General features: G+C 48.0%; 14 protein-coding genes and 1 pseudogene. 2 read left to right on the top strand and 13 right to left on the bottom strand.

Annotation, left to right across the window (positions count from 1 at the left end; genetic code table 11):
• Nucleotides 1-77 precede the first annotated feature (77 nt).
• The 6 genes and pseudogenes from ltrA to xseA all read right to left on the bottom strand — a co-directional run bounded on the left by ltrA (nt 78) and on the right by xseA (nt 9505).
• Nucleotides 78-1601, bottom strand: a complete 1524-nt coding sequence (gene ltrA / locus Q5L94_RS04710; RefSeq protein ID WP_411161931.1) for a group II intron reverse transcriptase/maturase — start codon at nt 1599-1601, stop codon at nt 78-80.
• Between the two features lie 640 nt (nt 1602-2241).
• A pseudogene (locus Q5L94_RS04715) lies at nt 2242-2957 on the bottom strand (IS3 family transposase); the annotation flags it as partial.
• Nucleotides 2958-3113: 156 nt separating this feature from the next.
• Complete coding sequence (locus Q5L94_RS04720; RefSeq protein ID WP_317497300.1) at nt 3114-4625, bottom strand: exopolyphosphatase; 1512 nt, start codon at nt 4623-4625, stop codon at nt 3114-3116.
• Nucleotides 4600-6687, bottom strand: a complete 2088-nt coding sequence (ppk1, locus tag Q5L94_RS04725; RefSeq protein ID WP_317497301.1) for a polyphosphate kinase 1 — start codon at nt 6685-6687, stop codon at nt 4600-4602. Before ppk1 ends, Q5L94_RS04720 begins: the two co-directional genes overlap by 26 nt.
• Before the next feature lie 124 nt (nt 6688-6811).
• The gene (locus Q5L94_RS04730; RefSeq protein ID WP_317497302.1) at nt 6812-8119 is read right to left on the bottom strand and encodes an alkaline phosphatase; all 1308 of its coding nucleotides are present in this window, start codon (nt 8117-8119) and stop codon (nt 6812-6814) included.
• Nucleotides 8120-8194: 75 nt separating this feature from the next.
• Nucleotides 8195-9505, bottom strand: a complete 1311-nt coding sequence (gene xseA / locus Q5L94_RS04735; RefSeq protein WP_317497303.1) for an exodeoxyribonuclease VII large subunit — start codon at nt 9503-9505, stop codon at nt 8195-8197.
• Between the two features lie 151 nt (nt 9506-9656).
• On the opposite strand from xseA, the gene Q5L94_RS04740 reads away from it, so the two are divergent.
• Nucleotides 9657-10565 carry an alpha/beta fold hydrolase gene (locus Q5L94_RS04740; RefSeq protein ID WP_317497304.1) on the top strand — a complete coding sequence of 303 codons (909 nt, stop codon included), beginning with the start codon at nt 9657-9659 and terminating at the stop codon, nt 10563-10565.
• Nucleotides 10562-11830: an O-acetylhomoserine aminocarboxypropyltransferase/cysteine synthase gene (locus tag Q5L94_RS04745; protein WP_317497305.1), complete on the top strand. Its 1269-nt coding sequence runs from the start codon at nt 10562-10564 to the stop codon at nt 11828-11830. Before Q5L94_RS04740 ends, Q5L94_RS04745 begins: the two co-directional genes overlap by 4 nt.
• Nucleotides 11831-11885: 55 nt before the next feature.
• Here Q5L94_RS04745 and Q5L94_RS04750 read toward each other — a convergent pair whose 3' ends face one another.
• From Q5L94_RS04750 to gspI, 7 genes are all read right to left on the bottom strand, one after another.
• Nucleotides 11886-12704, bottom strand: coding sequence for a mechanosensitive ion channel domain-containing protein (locus Q5L94_RS04750; protein WP_317497306.1), 819 nt, complete (start codon nt 12702-12704; stop codon nt 11886-11888).
• A gap of 81 nt (nt 12705-12785) precedes the next feature.
• Nucleotides 12786-13532 carry a type II secretion system protein N gene (locus Q5L94_RS04755; protein WP_317497307.1) on the bottom strand — a complete coding sequence of 249 codons (747 nt, stop codon included), beginning with the start codon at nt 13530-13532 and terminating at the stop codon, nt 12786-12788.
• Entirely contained in the window at nt 13529-14047 is a 519-nt protein-coding gene (locus Q5L94_RS04760; RefSeq protein WP_317497308.1) for a type II secretion system protein M, read from the bottom strand. The genes Q5L94_RS04755 and Q5L94_RS04760 overlap by 4 nt, the downstream gene beginning before the upstream one ends.
• Nucleotides 14044-15264, bottom strand: coding sequence for a type II secretion system protein GspL (gene gspL / locus Q5L94_RS04765; protein WP_317497309.1), 1221 nt, complete (start codon nt 15262-15264; stop codon nt 14044-14046). The genes Q5L94_RS04760 and gspL overlap by 4 nt, the downstream gene beginning before the upstream one ends.
• Before the next feature lie 3 nt (nt 15265-15267).
• A complete protein-coding gene (gene gspK / locus Q5L94_RS04770; RefSeq protein ID WP_317497310.1) occupies nt 15268-16254 on the bottom strand; it encodes a type II secretion system minor pseudopilin GspK in 987 nt (328 codons plus the stop codon).
• A complete protein-coding gene (gene gspJ / locus Q5L94_RS04775; RefSeq protein ID WP_317497311.1) occupies nt 16244-16927 on the bottom strand; it encodes a type II secretion system minor pseudopilin GspJ in 684 nt (227 codons plus the stop codon). Before gspJ ends, gspK begins: the two co-directional genes overlap by 11 nt.
• Nucleotides 16917-17309, bottom strand: coding sequence for a type II secretion system minor pseudopilin GspI (gene gspI / locus Q5L94_RS04780; RefSeq protein ID WP_317497312.1), 393 nt, complete (start codon nt 17307-17309; stop codon nt 16917-16919). Before gspI ends, gspJ begins: the two co-directional genes overlap by 11 nt.
• Nucleotides 17310-17311: the final 2 nt, after the last annotated feature.

The raw sequence follows: 17311 nt of genomic DNA on the forward strand, positions 1-17311 counted from the left end.
CAGGGCGTAGTCTGACTATCTCCCTGCTTCTCCTCTCCGAACCGTACGTGCGCCTTTCAACGCATACGGCTCTCCACTTAATTGTGGCTAACCGCCATCGCAACATCTGAATATTTAGAGGTAACCGTATTGCGCTCCTCGTCCCGACAGTAGGGATTAGACTCAGGTAGACGCCAACGAAACCTTAGTTTTGGACTGCTTACTAGTCGGTAAAGCGACCGCCCAAGCAAAGCTCCGTTGTTACTGCGCCCATAATAGACCCATGTTTTCGCTTTGCCAGTTTCCGGTCGTCTGATCAGTTTCATCATCAGAGACTTTATGCTGGTACGAAACTTTCGAGCCATCCAATAGGCTAATCGCCAGAATACCGCTCGATCCACCTTACTGTAAATCATTGCTGTAAAGTCTGTATGGCAATAGAATCTCGACCAACCTTTTAACTTTTGGTTAAGCTTCTCTATTTTGTCGATCACGCTACAACTGTGATCGCCAGCCAGCTCTTTACATAATGAATGAGTAAATGCATTGGCTTTTCGTTTAGGTATCGTTGATACGACTCGCATCGTTCCCCGGGGACCTCGTTTACGTATAACTCTGTGCCCAAGAAAGATAAAACCGTCGTTCACGTGAGTAATATGGGTTTTCTCCATATTCAACGTAAGTTTCAGTTCGTCCTCAAGAAAACGTCTGCATTGATTGCGTATTTCCTGTGCCTGTCGCTTTGTGCCTTTAACGATAAGAACAAAGTCGTCGGCATAACGACAATACGCAACGGCCGGCTTCCATTGCCGGCTCTGCTCAATAGCAGGCTTTCGACCTCGTTTGATACTGTCGTTCCAGGACCATCGGTCTTTTCTCGCTTTCTTACTGAGGTAACACTGGTTCAGGTACCAGTCGAACTCATTGAGCATGATATTCGACAGGAGCGGTGAAATCACACCGCCTTGAGGAACCCCCTGATGTGTTGCGCAGAACAAATTTTGCTCGACATGACCGGCCTTTATGAACCGCCAAAGCAGTTGATTAAAGCGGTGGCAAGCAATTCGTTTGCGCATACCTTTCATCAGTAAACGATGATGGACTGTATCGAAATAGCTCGACAGATCACCTTCAATTACCCATCGTCCCCGAGTTTCATTACCATCGGTAAGTTGTAACTTGACGGTTCGGATCGCATGATGAACGCTTCGCTCTGGTCGAAAGCCATAGGATAACGAGTGAAAATCGTTTTCCCAGATCGGCTCCATTGCCATCAACATCGCACGTTGAACAATACGATCTCTGAGTGTCGGAATACCTAAAGGACGTTGTTTACCGTTAGCTTTAGGAATATAAATACGTCTTGCAGGGGAAGGAGTAAAGTTACCTGTTAGCAGGTCCTGACGGATAGCTGTTAAGTAAGCCCCTAAATTCTCTTGTAGATGGTATTTTGTTATTCCGTCCACGCCGGGCGTTCTGGCACCTTTAGACGAAAGAGTAATGTCAGCTGCCTGTCGTAGCCAGTCAGGATGACTGATCAAACGCAACAGGCGATTAATACGCCTTGTTTTGTTTGTTTCAGTCCATGTTGCTAATTTATGTTGCATTTCGCTGATTATCAAAGGTCTTCACCCTATTAAGGTCAGCTAATTTGCCGACATAAATCAATTAAGCTGCGCCCCTTCGCCATGTAATAGGTTTTCCCTGTCCCGGACTAGTACGGACGCTCCGCCAGCTTATTTGTCATCGGGGTCATGCTCCCTTAACAGCCAAATAAACCTTCCCCGGTTTACTGATTTAAACTCAAGCACATTGGATTGGATGCCAATCGCAGTCTTTAGCCCTATCGTTCTGTAGGGTGATGATGCGTCCACGCAGAATTGTGATAATGCGCCTCCCCATTGAGAGACACTGAAGTGTTGCCTCTCAAATCGGTTATACAGCCCTTACATGTAGCTAAATAACTGCATCATATCGTCTGTTGACTCGTGTAGACGATGGCGACATTTCAGCCCATAGACACGGATTAATTGGTTCATGTTCTTCATCCGCCCAATGCTCAGTCTAGAAGAGCATCTTGACGTAACGAGTTCGTCTCACTCTCCGTTGTCAGCGGGTTACATCACCTTACCAGCATACGGTAAGTCACTGCCGCTCAGACTCATATACCCTCACAACCGGGTATAGCTGCTAACATATCAGGCTCCTGCCGGAGTATTAGCAGATTTTAAATCAGTTCGTGACTCATTTTGAGCGTCCATGCTCGCCCTGAGTTCCGGGCACACCGTAGGTAATATCGGTGACCCATTTACTTTCAGGCTCTGCTGCTGTGAAGTCACGTGCCAGATGATTTTTAAGGCCAGCGGGTCTGGCGGCCTGTCGCTTTCGGCCTCACCCTTTCTTACGAGGCCAGCCCTGAGCGCCATTGACGGCCATTAAGCGGGCCACACGATTCAGACTCAGCCGTTCACCTTCAATAGACAGATCTTCATGCATACGTGGTGCGCCAATGACACCACCACTGTCCTCGTGGATCTCCTTAATGCGCGTCAGGATCCGCTGATTTTCCACGTCCCGGGCACTGGGAGGTCGTGCTGCCCAGGCGTAATATCCGCTGGGTGACACTTTCAGGCATCGACACATTAAGCGTATCGGAAACTTATCGCGGCAACGCTCTATCGCCTGATATCTCAGGACGACTCTTTTGCGAAGAACGTTGCCGCTTCTCGCAAAAAATCCCGTTCCTTTTTAAGCCGGGCATTCTCGCGTTTAAGCCGCGCCATTTCTTCGTCACGGGGGTTACCTGATCCCTTGAAGGCTTCTTTAGAGGATGGCTCGGCTTCACGCCGCCACCGGCTGAGCAAATTGGGGTTACTACCGATTTCCATAGCAACCTGGCGACAGCTCACACCGGGTTGTTTTGTCAAAGCTACGGCTTCACGTTTAAACTCTGGGCTGTACTTTTTTCGTTTGGTCATGAACACTCCTTATGGGCATATTATGCCTCGTTTTGGATGTGTCCGTAAAATCTGGGTAGAACCCGACCGCCTGCAACTAATGGCGATGTATAAGTTTTAAATAGTCCTGAATACAGGTGCACAAAGAAGCCGTTTTACTTTGTGCATCTGTTGTTTTCAACTAAATAGCAGCTCATAACCTAATTGCTGGATTACTTTTGCCTCGCACTCAAGTTGCATCGTGAGTACTGAATCCTCTTTAGCTGAGCCCTTCAGCTGCAGTTTCAACGCACCGTCTTCAATAACCGCCTCATCCAATGAATTCGAGTTTTGCCTATCGCTGTTTAAAATAACGCCCAGACGCATAATTATCAGCATTTTAATAAGCTGATTTTGGCTAAACAGAATCAGATCCGGGAATTCTGCAGTTTGTATTTTTTTACGAAAGTACCGGACAATGGTCGATAGAAAGCGCTGTTCTTCGGCATTAAACCCGGGCATATAAGCATGAGCTAAAATATAGCCAGAATGCTTTTGTACACCACTGGCACTAATGCTTAGCCCGACCTCGTGCAACTTAGCCGCACCTTCTAATAACACTTCCAAATCTTGTCCGCTGAGTCCCCAGCTTTCAGCGACACCACTCCAAATTTGCTGAACCGTAGATAACACCCGCTGGGCTTGAGCCGAATCAACTGAGTAGCGTTGCGCCAAGCTGTTAATCGTGCGTTCCCGTACGTCCTGGTGCAGCAAGACTTCGCCTGCCAGTTCATACAAAACGCCTTCTCTTAGCGCGGAGTCGTGAGGAACTAAACGCTCAATTCCCAGTTCTTCGAAAATACCCAAGAGTACGGCAACCCCGCCCGCGATAGACTCCCTGCGCTCCGGTGAAACCCATTCTTTATTCAGTTTTTTTACCGACTCAGCTGCAATAAGGTCTGTTCGACAGCCCTGAAGCTGAGAATACGTTATACCCAGAGGTTGCTCGCCATCGCGCTTCACAATCCATTGATAAATAGCCTTGATGGTTCCCGACGTACCGAAAACGCTTTCCACCGGGTGCTCAGCCAAATAATTCGCTATTGGCTCAACATGCTGACGAGCGGATACAACCGCCTTATCAAAGCGTTTTTGGCTCATTTTCCCTGATGAGAAAAACTCTTTTGAAAAAGCCAGGCTTCCAATACTTCGGGAACTTAAGAACTTCGGTTGGCGATTTTTTCCAATAGCGAACTCAGTACTGCCTCCGCCAATATCAATAACCAACTGAGAACCAGTAGATTCGGAACTGGTTTCTGCTACGCCACGAAAAATTAACCGGGCTTCTTCCCGGCCTGAAATCACTTCGATAGGAAAGGGTAACACTTTGGCCGCTTCTGCCAAAAAGCGCTTACGGTTCTTCGCTTTACGTAAGGTGTGTGTGGCCACAACCTTCACCGTATCGCGATGAAACCCCTCAAGCCGGACAGCGCATTGCCGGAGCGCTTCAACTCCACGGTAAAGCGCAGCGTCACTCAGGTGGCGATTAGAGAGGCCCTCGCCCAGTTGCACGGGTTGCTTGAACTTGAAAATAGGCTGCAGCTGACCTTCGACTAAACGCGCAATAATTAAATGAAAGCTATTGGAGCCAATATCCAAAGCAGCAAACTGCTTCGGATCATTATTAGATGTCTTTTTGTTGGCTTTCATAATCTCTCTTACGTCGCTTAAGATACCGGTGAATAGCGACTTGTGAAGGCACCAGCGAGCGGCCTTTAGGAGCCAGCCTATCCGACTCAAAACAGTATTTATTCTGTTGTTCCGCATCAATAAAGCGTGACTTTGCTTTATCCTGCCACTGCAAGTTTATAATTTTCAAAATATCAGTTTTCACCTCATCATCATAGATGGGCGCGGCAACTTCCACACGATGGTCTAAGTTACGGGTCATTAAGTCGGCCGAAGCAATAAAGACTTCTTTCTTGCCTGCATGCTCAAAAACGTACACCCGCGCATGCTCCAGATAGCGGTCAACAATACTGCGAATTTCAATATTCTCGCTGAGGTTTTCAATTCCCGGACGCAAAGAACACATGCCCCGTACGATACCCCGAATTTTAACACCGGCGCGGGAGGCTCTATAAAGTTGCACAATCAGGCTTTCGTCTTCTAAGTTATTCACTTTAAAAAGCAGTTCTGCGGGTTTACCGGCTTTAGCCTGATCTATCTCGAACTCGATAAGATCATTTATTCTCTGGCGCATATTTACCGGTGCCACCATTAAATGACGAAACTTATGTGCCCGGTAAGGTTGCTCAAGATAATGAAATACCGATTCAACGTCGGTGCAAATATCAGGCTGACAAGTGAACAAGCTAAAATCAGTATAAATTTGTGCCGTTCCTTCGTGAAAGTTACCGGTTCCAATTACCGCGTAACGCCTGTCAAGGTTCCCCTCATTGCGGTGAACCAGCACCAGCTTCGAGTGCACTTTAAGCCCGTGAATGCCAAAACTGACACGTACACCTGAGTCGGTTAATTCCTTAGCCCATTCAATGTTTGCTTCTTCATCAAACCGGGCCTGAAGCTCAACCATAACCGTCACATGCTTACCGTTTTGTACCGCATCCATCAACGAGCGCACCACACGTGAGTTAGGCGCCACACGATAAATACACATTGAGATTCGGGTCACCTTAGGGTCGTAAGCGGCCTGCCGGACAAACTCCGTAAAATGCGAAAACCGATGATACGGGTAATACAGCGCGATATCGCTTTTTTGAATGGCATCAAACACATTATCAAAGTGCGAGAACTTTGGATGAAACAATGCAGGCAAAGCTTTGTGTGTCAGTGACTTTTTACCTAAGTGCGGAAACTTAGCGAAATCGCGTGTATTACGATAACGGCCGCCGGCGACAAAGGAATCAAACTGAGTTAACTGCAGCTTTTCACTTAGAAAGGCGAGCATTTCTTCCGGCATTGCGCGGTCGTAAACTAAACGTACAGGGTCAGCTTTTACTCTTTGCTTTAAGCCTTCTTCCATACGTTCAAGCAAGCTTTGTTCAATATCATCTGAAGGGCGGTACTCCGCATCCCTCGTGGTTTTAAACGAAAAAGCCCGCAATTGCTTGAATGGAATAATTCCCTTAAACAGCACTTCTAAATTTAACTGCATAATGTCATCTAAAAAGAGGAGTTTATGCTTCTTACTGCGCCCCTTAGCAGGCAACTTAATAAAGCGCTCCATCTGATCAGAAGGCACTTCCAGCAGCGCGTAGCGCTTTTCATCGTCATTGAGGATTTCGACACAAAGGTAGGTTTCATCTTCGCGGATAATCTTAGAGAGGTTTCCTTTACCATTGACCCATATAGGCACAACAAAACGCTGTACTTTTTCTCTGAAAAAGCGCTTCAGCCTTTGATGTTCTTCTTCGTTCAGTTGGTCAATGCTTAGTAGGGAAATACCATTTTTTCTTAAAGTTTCTAATACTTCTTCCAGCACCTCATCAAAGCGTTGTTGCAGCAACACAACTTTTTTTTGCAACTGCGCCATCAGTCGCTCATATTGTTCACGCTCTTCTGTCGCCTGACTAAAGAAAATACGGCGCTTTACGTCAGCCACGCGCACCTGAAAAAACTCATCCATATTACTGGAAAAAATTCCGAGAAAACGAACTCGTTCAATTGCCGGAACTGTGCTGTCCGCAGCTTCTTGCAGAACCCGTTCATTAAAGGAAAGCCAGCTTAGTTCTTTATTAAAAAATTTCATAGCGTAGACATGGCAACAGATACATCATGCAACTAGCCTAGCGCACTCCGGCTGTATTTTTATGACAGTAATATGACAGTCGCGTTATAAAGCGCGACTGTCGGGGGGAACTTACAAAGAGGGATTATTTGACAATTTTTATTAGCTGCTTGCCAATATCAGTATTGTCCATATAACCACCGAAGTTTTCGCTATAAGGGCCGGCAGCAAAGACAGGAACATCAACGCCGGTATGCCCACCGGTTGTCCAGCCGGTGCCGGTAATGTCCCCGGTTATATAGATCAGCGCCTGGCGCAAGGCCTCTTGCTGCTCTTCACCCTCTTTTTCAGCGGCAATAGCAAGCTCATCAAGATACTCCTGAGTCAGCTCAAAGTTAACTTTGTCGGCTACATACTTCGCCCAGCTGTCAGTATCCATGGTCAGCATTTCCTTGCTCATGAAAGCAATAGAGCTTTCAATTTTCATAACGCGATCAGAATACCAGGCGTACTCGCCATCACGACCAAGAGTCAGTCCCCCAGTTGAGTGATCAGCCGTCATAACAACCAATGTATTGGGGTTCTTTTCACGGTATTCACTGACCACTTTCAAGGCGCGGTTTAGACCGTCCATTTCGTGTACCGCACAAGCAATATCATTGGCGTGACCACACCAGTCAATTTCGCTGCCTTCAATCATTAAAGCAAACGGTTGCTGCTTTTTATCTAACAGGCGTAAAGCCGTACTTGTCATATTGGCCAATGCATCGACATCGCCGTCAATTGCGTAAGGTAAACCTTTTTCTGCAAAAAGCCCCATCACCGGCGCAGTGTCAACCGAGCTCAGCTTTTGCATATCGGTTACTACCTGCATGCCGTGCTCTGGCAATACATCCAGCCAATTTTTATCTTCTCGGTTAAAATAGCTTTGTCCACCACCTAACATCACGTCAAAAGACGGCTTCCCCTCAACCACCTGAGTCGCAATTTTGTCGGCTATCTGCTTATATTCGTAGCGTGACGGGTGATGGGTGAAAAACGATGCCGGCGTTGCATGGTTAACTTGTGAGGTGGATACCGAACCCGTTGACCAGCCATTCTCACGAGCCAATTCCATGATACTCTGAAGCGGATATTTATCTGAATCGACCCCAATAGCCCCATTGTAACTTTTAACACCCGTCGCCAGAGCGGTTGCACCGGCAGCTGAGTCAGTAACCCAGGTATTATCATCTGGATAGGTTGTTGCGGCGCCTTTCAGCATGGCATCAAACTCAGTCTCAGCAATAGTTTTGCTGTCTAAATCAGACATGGCATAACGGTACGCGCTAATAAATTCGAACCCCATACCATCGCCAATAATATAAATAATATTGGGTTTCTGTTCTTCTGCCTGCACCATTGTTGATGCCAAAGCCAGTCCCATACCGGCTGCCAATGCTTTGAGTTTCATACCACGACTCCTTTGTGAATAACCTGACAAGTATACCAAAACGCGCATGTCAGGAATATGACAATAGCCTCAGAATCATTGCCGTTTAACGGTAATATTCCCGTCAGCCAGACGAACTTCCATTGATTCACCCACAGCCACTTGCTTCTCGCTACGAACCACCTCGCCGTTTTCGGTGCGGACAATAGCGTAGCCCCTCTCCAGAGTGTTCAACGGGCTGACAAGGTTCAGAGCCTGCATCAACTGTTGCTGCTGAGTTCGTTTGTCTTTTATAACTCGTTGCATAACCTGCGGTAATCGTTGCTGCTGCGTCTGGAGTTTTTGCTGCAAACGCTGTAACTCTTTTTGCGGATGCATTGCCTGCAGGCGGCCGTGTAAATAAGACACTTGCTGCTTCTGTCGCGCCAGGCGGTTCTGTAAAGCCCGGTTAGCTCTGGCTTGCAGTTCATCGGCTAACTGCGACTGTTGTTGCAACTGTCGTTGAGGATGCTGCTGTTGCAGCCGGGTTTGCAAAAATTGCCAACGCTGCTGTAAACGCTGCAACAATCTTTGCTGCGCCAAACCTAAACGTTGTTGCAATGCCTGCGCTTTTTGCTGTTGTTGTTGTTGATCTCTGGTAACTAACTCAGCGGCTGCGGAAGGTGTCGGAGCGCGGACATCGGCGACGAAGTCGGCAATAGTAAAGTCAATTTCATGTCCGACAGCGCTAATCGTTGGCATGGGCGCTGTTGCCAAAAGACGTGCAAAAGTCTCATCGTTAAAACACCACAAGTCTTCCAGAGAACCACCACCACGGCTGACTAACAGGACATCTACTTCGTTACGTTCAAACGCCGTTTTTAGCATGGCCTGCAATTGCGGAACGGCGGCCTCTCCCTGTACCGCACTCGGATAAATAACCACTTCCACGCCGGGGTCCCGGCGTTTCATCACCGCCAGAATGTCTTTGATAGCAGCGCCAGTGGGAGAGGTCAGTACGCCTACTTTTCGAATGTGATCGGGTAGTAAGCGCTTACGTTCCGGGGCAAATAATCCTTCGGCTGACAGTTTCTCTTTGAGTTGCTCATAACGCTGCTGTAAAAGCCCCTGACCGGCATCTTCAACCTGCTCAATAATCAGCTGGTAGTCACCCCGCGGCTCGTAAACAGTAACTTTGGCTCTTACCAGTACCTGCATGCCATTTTGCGGCCGAACCTTTGCACGCTGATTTGCATTGCGGAACATGGCGCAACGAACCTGTGCCCGCTCGTCTTTTAGAGTGAAATACCAGTGCCCTGACCCCGGCGCGGCAAAATTTGAGATTTCTCCAACCAAGCTTACTTGACCAAAGCCCTGCTCTAACAGCTGTCGAATCTCAGTATTTAACTGACTGACCGAATACACCATGGGCATCACTCTTGTTTCGAAATGAAAAATAAATCATACCATATTCCGCTGGCAGCGAAATAAACCCACTTAATTTAGACGTCTAAATGTCTTGACGTCCTAATATCTATTTATTACAGTCAAAACCTCACTCAGAATATTGAGGTTAGCTATGGTTAAGCCAGTTGCCCGCAGTTTTTATGCCGATACTCCGTTCGCGCGCCTTAAAGGTTATCGTTATGGCGATCCTGATAAGCCGGTCGTTGTCGTTCAGGGCGGGATAAGTGCCAGTGGCCAAATCTGGAAAGCTGATGAAAGTGGTTGGTGGCAGTCACTGCACCCGCTCTTTTCTGAGCGGGATGACGTGCAAGTCATCAGCTTCGACTACCCCGGAGGACTAGGAGGCTCAGAGTGTCCGTCGGTGCCTTTAACAATACGGCAACACAGTGAAGCCATACGACACGCGCTTAAACAGGAAACCGACAACCTACAGGCATGGATAGGGGGGTCTTTTGGCGGTGTGCTGGGACTTCAATATGCCGCTAACCATCCAGCTGAATTGTCACACTTAGGTGCTATTGGGGCCGCTCATAAACCGTCTGTACATTCCGCTCTACTACGCTACTTTCAGCAGGCGCTCATTCAGCGCTGCGATGATAAACAGTCCGGCATTATTCTGGCACGCGCGCTGGCAATGCTGAGTTACCGTACCGCCGAAGAATTCGAACAACGTTTTAATCAAGCGGACGATGCCTTTGAGTATTTACTGTATCAAGGCGAAAAGCTCTTGAAGCAAAACGGCAATGGTTGCCGCAGCTTATTTACGCACCTTACACCGATACTCAACGACTACGCCATTGACCCAACCTTCGTGCAGGCAAAAGTGCAGTTAGTCGACTTTAACAACGACGCCATTGCGCCGCCCAGTCTGGTTAATGAACTGGAAGGCTCGCTTCCAAACCCATTCGGGCGGGTCACTATTGAAACGCCGTTCGGTCACGACGGGTTTATCAAGAATGTTGAACAATACCAATCGGCTTTAACGCATTTTTTAACTGAATCTGAACTGGAGTCCGTATGAAAGACGAAACACTGGCCATACACCATGGCTATGAAACTGACCCAACGACTAAGTCAGTCGCTACACCCATCTACCAAACCGTTTCTTACGAGTTTGATAACGCTCAGCACGGCGCTGATCTGTTTGATTTGGCGGTTGAGGGAAATATTTACTCGCGCATTATGAATCCGACTAACGATGTTCTGGAAAAACGTGTTGCAGAACTGGAACACGGTGTAGCCGCGCTTGCTGTAGCCTCAGGCATGGCAGCCATTGAATACGCATTAATTACCCTTGCCCGTCAAGGCGATAACATAGTGACGACACCACAACTCTACGGCGGAACCTACACACTGTTCCAGCACATGTTGCCTTCATTTGGCATTGAGGTTCGTTTTGCCGAATCAGATAAAGCAGAAGACATTGGCAAACTGATAGACGATAAAACTAAGGCGGTATTCTGCGAGAGTACTGGCAATCCGGCGGGAAACATCGCCGATTTAGAAGGCTATGCTGAAGTCGCCCACCAACACGGAGTTCCGCTGGTCGTGGACAACACGGTTGCGACACCGATACTTTGCAAACCCATTGATTTTGGCGCTGACATTGTGGTGCATTCACTGACCAAATATATTGGAGGTCATGGCAATTCGGTTGGTGGATTAATAGTCGATAGCGGACGGTTTGACTGGGCTAAGCAAAAACAACGCTTCCCTCAGTTCAGCTCACCGGAACCGGCTTACCACGGCGTAGTCTATACCGACGCTTTTGGTCCGGCGGCTTTCATAGCCCGCGTTCGTACTGTCGCTTTGCGTAATACCGGTGCTTGCTTGTCACCTTTTAACGCCTTCCTGTTACTGCAGGGTTTAGAAACTTTACCTCTTCGCATTGAGCGCCACTGCGAAAACGCATTGAAAGTGGCTGAATACTTACAGTCGCATCCAAACGTAGATTGGGTGAACTTTGCCGCATTGCCGGAGCACACTGACTACGAGCGAGCGAAAAAGTATATAAAAAACGGAGTTCCTGCGTCGCTGTTAACCTTTGGTGTTAAGGGCGGCTACGATGCTGGCGTCGCGTTTTACGATAAGTTAGAGCTGTTTAAGCGGCTGGTCAATATTGGCGATGCAAAGTCGCTGGCATGCCACCCCGCTTCGACAACTCACCGCCAACTTTCCGCTGCTGAACAGGCCTCGGTTGGAGTGCAGCCAGAAGCCATTCGTTTATGTATTGGCATTGAAAATGCGCAAGATATTATTGCCGATATCTTTCAGGCACTCGCTTAACCTCCCACAAAAAAGGCCACTGTTTTAAAGTGGCCTTTTTTCGAACAACAATAAGTTAGTCGTCTTTTTTTAGGTGAACGTCCATTTGAGGAAAGGGAATGCCAATACCCTCTTCATCCAGACGGTCTTTAATACGCTCTAATAAATCCCAACGAGTCGGCCAGTAGTCCTCATTTTTCGTCCACGGACGAACATTAAAGTCGACCGACGAATCGCCAAGGTTGGTCACCGTTACTACCGGCTCAGGGTCTTTCAGTACACGCTCGTCGCTGGTAATCACATCCATCAATGCTTTCTTCGTTTGCTGTAAGTTCGCACTGTAGCTAACTCCAATAACCAGGTCGATACGACGCAGTTCTTCACGGTTATAGTTAACAATAGGACCACCAATAACTTCAGAGTTAGGCACAAAAACCACCTTACGATCAGGGGTTTTCATAATGGTCTGAAAGATATTAATTTGCTCAACGGTTCCTGAAACACCACCCGCATCAACGTATTCACCCGCACGAATTGGGCGGAACATAATAAGCAGAACACCCGATGCAATATTAGACAGGGACCCCTGCAATGCCAGACCAATTGCCAAGCCTGCAGCACCTAAGATGGCAATGAAAGAGGTCGTTTCAACGCCCACATGCGACAGCGCCATCATAATAGCGGCAATGAATATCACCGTTTTTAAAATTGCACCAACAAAGCTGATAACGGCACCGTCAACTTCGCGTTTTTTCATGCTTTTAGTCATCACACCTGTCACAGTGTTAGCAACGATTTTACCGATGATAAGTATCGCAATGGCGATAATAAATTTAATCGAAAAACCGATCAGCATGTCCTGATTGTCGTTAATCCACTGAACGATGTTATCCATACAAATTCCTTATTCCGCGAGAGATTTTAATTAAGGTCTTATTGCTACAGTAATCATAAACGTTTTTGCCCGCAAGGGAGATCAAAGACGAAAGGAATAACGCCCGCGCGAATCCGGCGCTCCCATGTATTCCATCATTTTGGCCAGCCCTTCAGGTGTTTCCGGAGTCGGTTTAACCGTTCCTTCAGCATTAAAATTCTGACTGTTGATGCTGCCTTTAAAATCCAACCCTAAACTGTTGCTACCATGCATGGCCAAACCCACTGAATTATTGTCATTACAGCTAAGTTCTACCGGAAAGTCTCCCAGCGATTGCCATTGATTTTTAACCAACACTCGAATTTGCTCGCCCCGAGCTTCACCTTTCAGATCGTCGCACCAACGTACCGGCCCCGGCGCAGTAACGACAAAGCTGTCTAATGACAAACGCCAGTTCCCTCCGGTTTTTAAGGGCAGCCGAGTGTTTGCCAACTGCAGCAGAGCATTGACATCGCCACTGGCCGTTATATCTTTGGCTCCAACTTTGGTGGACCCCGCCAGCAAACGCCCATTCAGCGCAAAGGGATTATTCTTTGCCGGCAAGTTGACATCCATGACCAGCTCGCCCAGAAATACCGAAGACACCTGCCAGTTCCAGCTAAGATTAGTCAGTACGATGTCGTCAACTGCAACCTGCCCGGCAACACCATTCCACAAACTCCCGCTGACTTGAGAGAGCCGGATGTTATCCGGTAAAGGAAACCAGTAAATGACCCTTGCCGGTAACATCACCAGCATGGCAACCAGATACACGACCACTAACCAGGGTATCCAGCGTTTTAAGTTCATGAAGCCTCTCTTACTAATAGTTTACGTAATCGCACCTGACCTGGTGTGTTTAACTTTGCAATATCAACGGCTTTTAGTGCCAACCCCTGACGTTGCTCCAGTTCGGCTAAAAAGCTTAATAAATCGGAAAAAGCCACCTCATCAACACTTAACAGATACTCCTGTCCCTGAGGCTGCAAACGCGCAATTTGAATGTCCTGTGCCGCTGCAGCACGGTTGATGCGTTGACTGACAGAGCCCGATGCACTTTGTTGCTGAGAGCTATTCTCTTCCAGTTTTTTATAGCGCGCTATTGCCTGCTGAACCCATTGATATTGCTGTTGTTGAGCCACAAGCTGGCGTTCAGCATTAGCAACCGCCTGAGAGCTGGGCTGCCAAATGACAAAGTACAAAAAAGCAATAAACAGCACGCCTGCCAAAACAGCTAACAGGCTCTGCTCGCGTTGGTTAAACTGGTTCCAGCGCTGCTTACCTAAATCCAGATAAGGCGTTAACTGACGAGTAATTCTGTTCATGACTGCGCCCCCTGGTCATTGAGTTGCACGGTTAAAGACCCCGAAACTTGCTCACCACGATTACTCATTGAGCCCGCTTCAACTGCTAACCCTTCGGCTTTCGCCGCCTGTTGAAAGGCCTCAAATTGAGAAAAGCTGCTGGCGGTTGCTTGTAAGCGCAACTCATTATTCTGAAAACGAAGTAACTCAAGCTGCAGCTCAGGCTGCGACTTAAACGCAGGAGCCAGTTGCTGCAAAACCGCAAGCACCGAAGCTTCATCCGCACTACCCAGCCCGAGACTTTCCAGTTGCCGTTGCAACTGCACTTTTAAATTCACAATACGAGTCTGACCGGGAAAGGCGTCGCGATAGAGTTGCTCAGCCTGAGCTTTTAAAGTCTCTCGCTGAGACTCCAGTTGCCAATAGCGTACGCCGTTTAACAATACGGCCAAAACAAAGAGTACACTCGCAGCAGTAGCCAGCCCCTTCCAGGGTAAATCAACTGAACGTTTTGCGCGTTGTGAGCGATAAGCTCCCTGCCTTAAATTAATACGTTTTCCTGTCGCGATACTTTGCACCGCGATAGTAAAGGGCACTTCAATATCAGCAGACGTTAAAGGTGCTGGCGATTGCGGCCAGTTTAGCGCGCCATAGTGAATAATTTCTGTTGGATTGTCCTGTTCAGCAGCAAAAGCTGGAGCTAACTGGGCAAACTGCTCTTTTTCTATGGTAAAGCCCTGCCATTCACCGGTTCTGACAATAACACTGTCCGCAAGCTCTATGGCCTGCCAGGTATCGTTCTGATGCGGCAACAGAAAACAGTCGGGTACCCAGGCAGCGGAATCAATACCGGCTTCGGTTAATACCTGCAGCCAATGATTCATTCGTTCTTTAGCGACCACGGCAACCGGCAGCTCTGTGCCTTTTACGTCTGGCCAGGCAAAATGCAACTGCTCAATATCACTTGCCAGCTCTTCTTCCAGAGCATAAGGAATTATACGCTGCAGATGCCTTTTTGTGCCTGCAGGCAAGGTCACTTTAGTCATCGAAACATCTTGCCCGGGCAAGGCTACAATGACGTCGCAACGGTTGGCTTTGTCTTTTAACTGAACAAGCTCTGCTACCGAGCTCAGCTCTCCACTGGCGATTAATTCTTGCTGTCCTTTGTGCCAGACCAACCAGGGTATGGGTTCGTCGCTACCATAAGCTGGTAACCGCAGAATCAGTGTTTCATGCATAAACTAATCTCCCATCGCCCGGTACAAGGTTTGTACTCGACCTTCGTTTAAATGTAATACCGAGCGCGCTCTCATTTCTACTTCGCCCCACTGAATCATCGCAACCAGCTGAAAATACTCACTACTCACGGTCAATTCCGACAATTCACCTTCTAATTCCGATCGCACTCCCGAAAGCTCCGCTAAGTCAGCGAGTTCCTCATCGGATTCGTAGCCTTGAGGCGGCCGATTATTCAGCAAAGCCGTAGCATCAGCAAGTGCTAACTTACCTTCGGTAACCCCGGTTAAAACCGCAGCCTGATCTTGTTCCAGAGTATTAATATTAATTTTTAAATCTGTCTCATTTGGAATAACGCAAGCAACAGAGTTTAGAGTATTGACAATTTTAGCGCTGTACCCACGCACCATTCTTAGCTCGCTCATATCAAGGAGTTGGCTGTTTGCGGCCAAGTAAGGCTTAGGTAAACTCTCGTAATCCGGGTCTTCGGCACCATTACTGCCGGACAACTGACTGTCTTCATCCAGCCAGTCTATCAGACTGTCGGTTAAAATCTCGGCCTGATAGTTATCAATTTCCAGCGCTTCCAGCAGCGCTTTGTATTGTCGTTTGCGTTTCTCCAGAGTTCCGGGGTCTTCAGCATCCGCAACCAGGCTATTGAGATTAAAGCAGCTGTATAAATCCCTGACTTTTGCGGCAATCTGTCCACCTTCTACCGGAAAAGGTCCGCTTCGCTGAGCCCAGTTTTGTTCTTTGTGCGCAACCCCATCGTTTTCTTCCAGCTCAGTTTGCAACACTTCTTTTAAAACATCTTCTGCGCTTAACCACATCCAGTAGCTTTGTTCAGCTTGCTGCAAATTACCCATTCGGGTTATTTGCAGCTGCAGCTTTCCGCCTAAATTCACGGCAATAACCGAGACAATAGCAATAACCAGCAAGACGGTTATAAGTGCCGCCCCGGCTTGTGATGACTTACCCGGGCTAATTGGCACGTTGCAGCTCTCCGCCGTTACTTTCCACTTCCCGCCCTACTCCGGCTATCAAAAACACGCGCCTGATGGTGCCAAAGTTTTTGCTACCAATGGTCACTTCAACGGCCTGAGGTAAATCACCTTCGCTTTCCCAGTTATCGCTCCAGCCTTGTTCTAACCCCCGATTCGCATTACTCACGTCATCACTGCGGTAAAATCGAAAAGACAACTCGTCAACGCCTTCTAATAAGGTCTGAACGGATGGCTCTGAGGAGCGATCGTTCACGAAGGTCTCGGTTACTCGCTGCAAATTCCCGTCCCATAACCGATAAACTACCGGTTGTAACTCGCTGCGGGGCATCATGTTACCGGGGTTATCAAAACCGCTTCTGACAAAAGCCAGTACACCGCCATCAGAATCAAAGTAGCCCGGGTCATTGCTCAAATACTGATGAGTAACCTTTACACCAGATGGTCGCGTTGGTTTAGCAACCATTTGCCGAATATCCTGCTGCATCAGCAACTGGCTGAACTGCAAACGCTCCAGCTGTTCACGCTGTTTTTGAGATTGCTCTTCGGTATTGACCATCTGGTTCAGAACCTGAAAGCTGGCAATACCGATAATGGCAAATATCACCATGGTCACCAGCACTTCGACTAAAGTAAAACCTTTGCTTGCGGGGTTAGCGCCCATTATTGGCCCTCCCTGCTGAATCTGGCTTACGTACATAACGGGTTAACCGAAAGTGTTCGCGGCCGTCCTCGTTTTTCATCACTTTCACCGTTACTGCAACAACATTCGGCGTTACCGTTTCAACCACCTGTTGCTGCCAGTACCAGGTAACATCGGCCTGCTCCTGCTGGCCGCTCCGTTTATCTTTAAGTGGCCACTGTTTCTCAAGTGACAATTCTGCCAAACGATTAGAAGCTACGTACTGCGCAAAGGTTTTGTCCTGTAATGCGCTTAGCCCGGTCAGATGCCCGCTTGCCGCCTGCAATGCGGCCAGTGCCGCCAGACTGAACACCGACAAAGCTACCATCACTTCAATTAAGGTAAAGCCGCGCACCCGTCGCATAG

Origin of the sequence: Idiomarina sp. Sol25, assembly GCF_033052775.1 — a bacterium.
Lineage (GTDB): Bacteria > Pseudomonadota > Gammaproteobacteria > Enterobacterales > Alteromonadaceae > Idiomarina.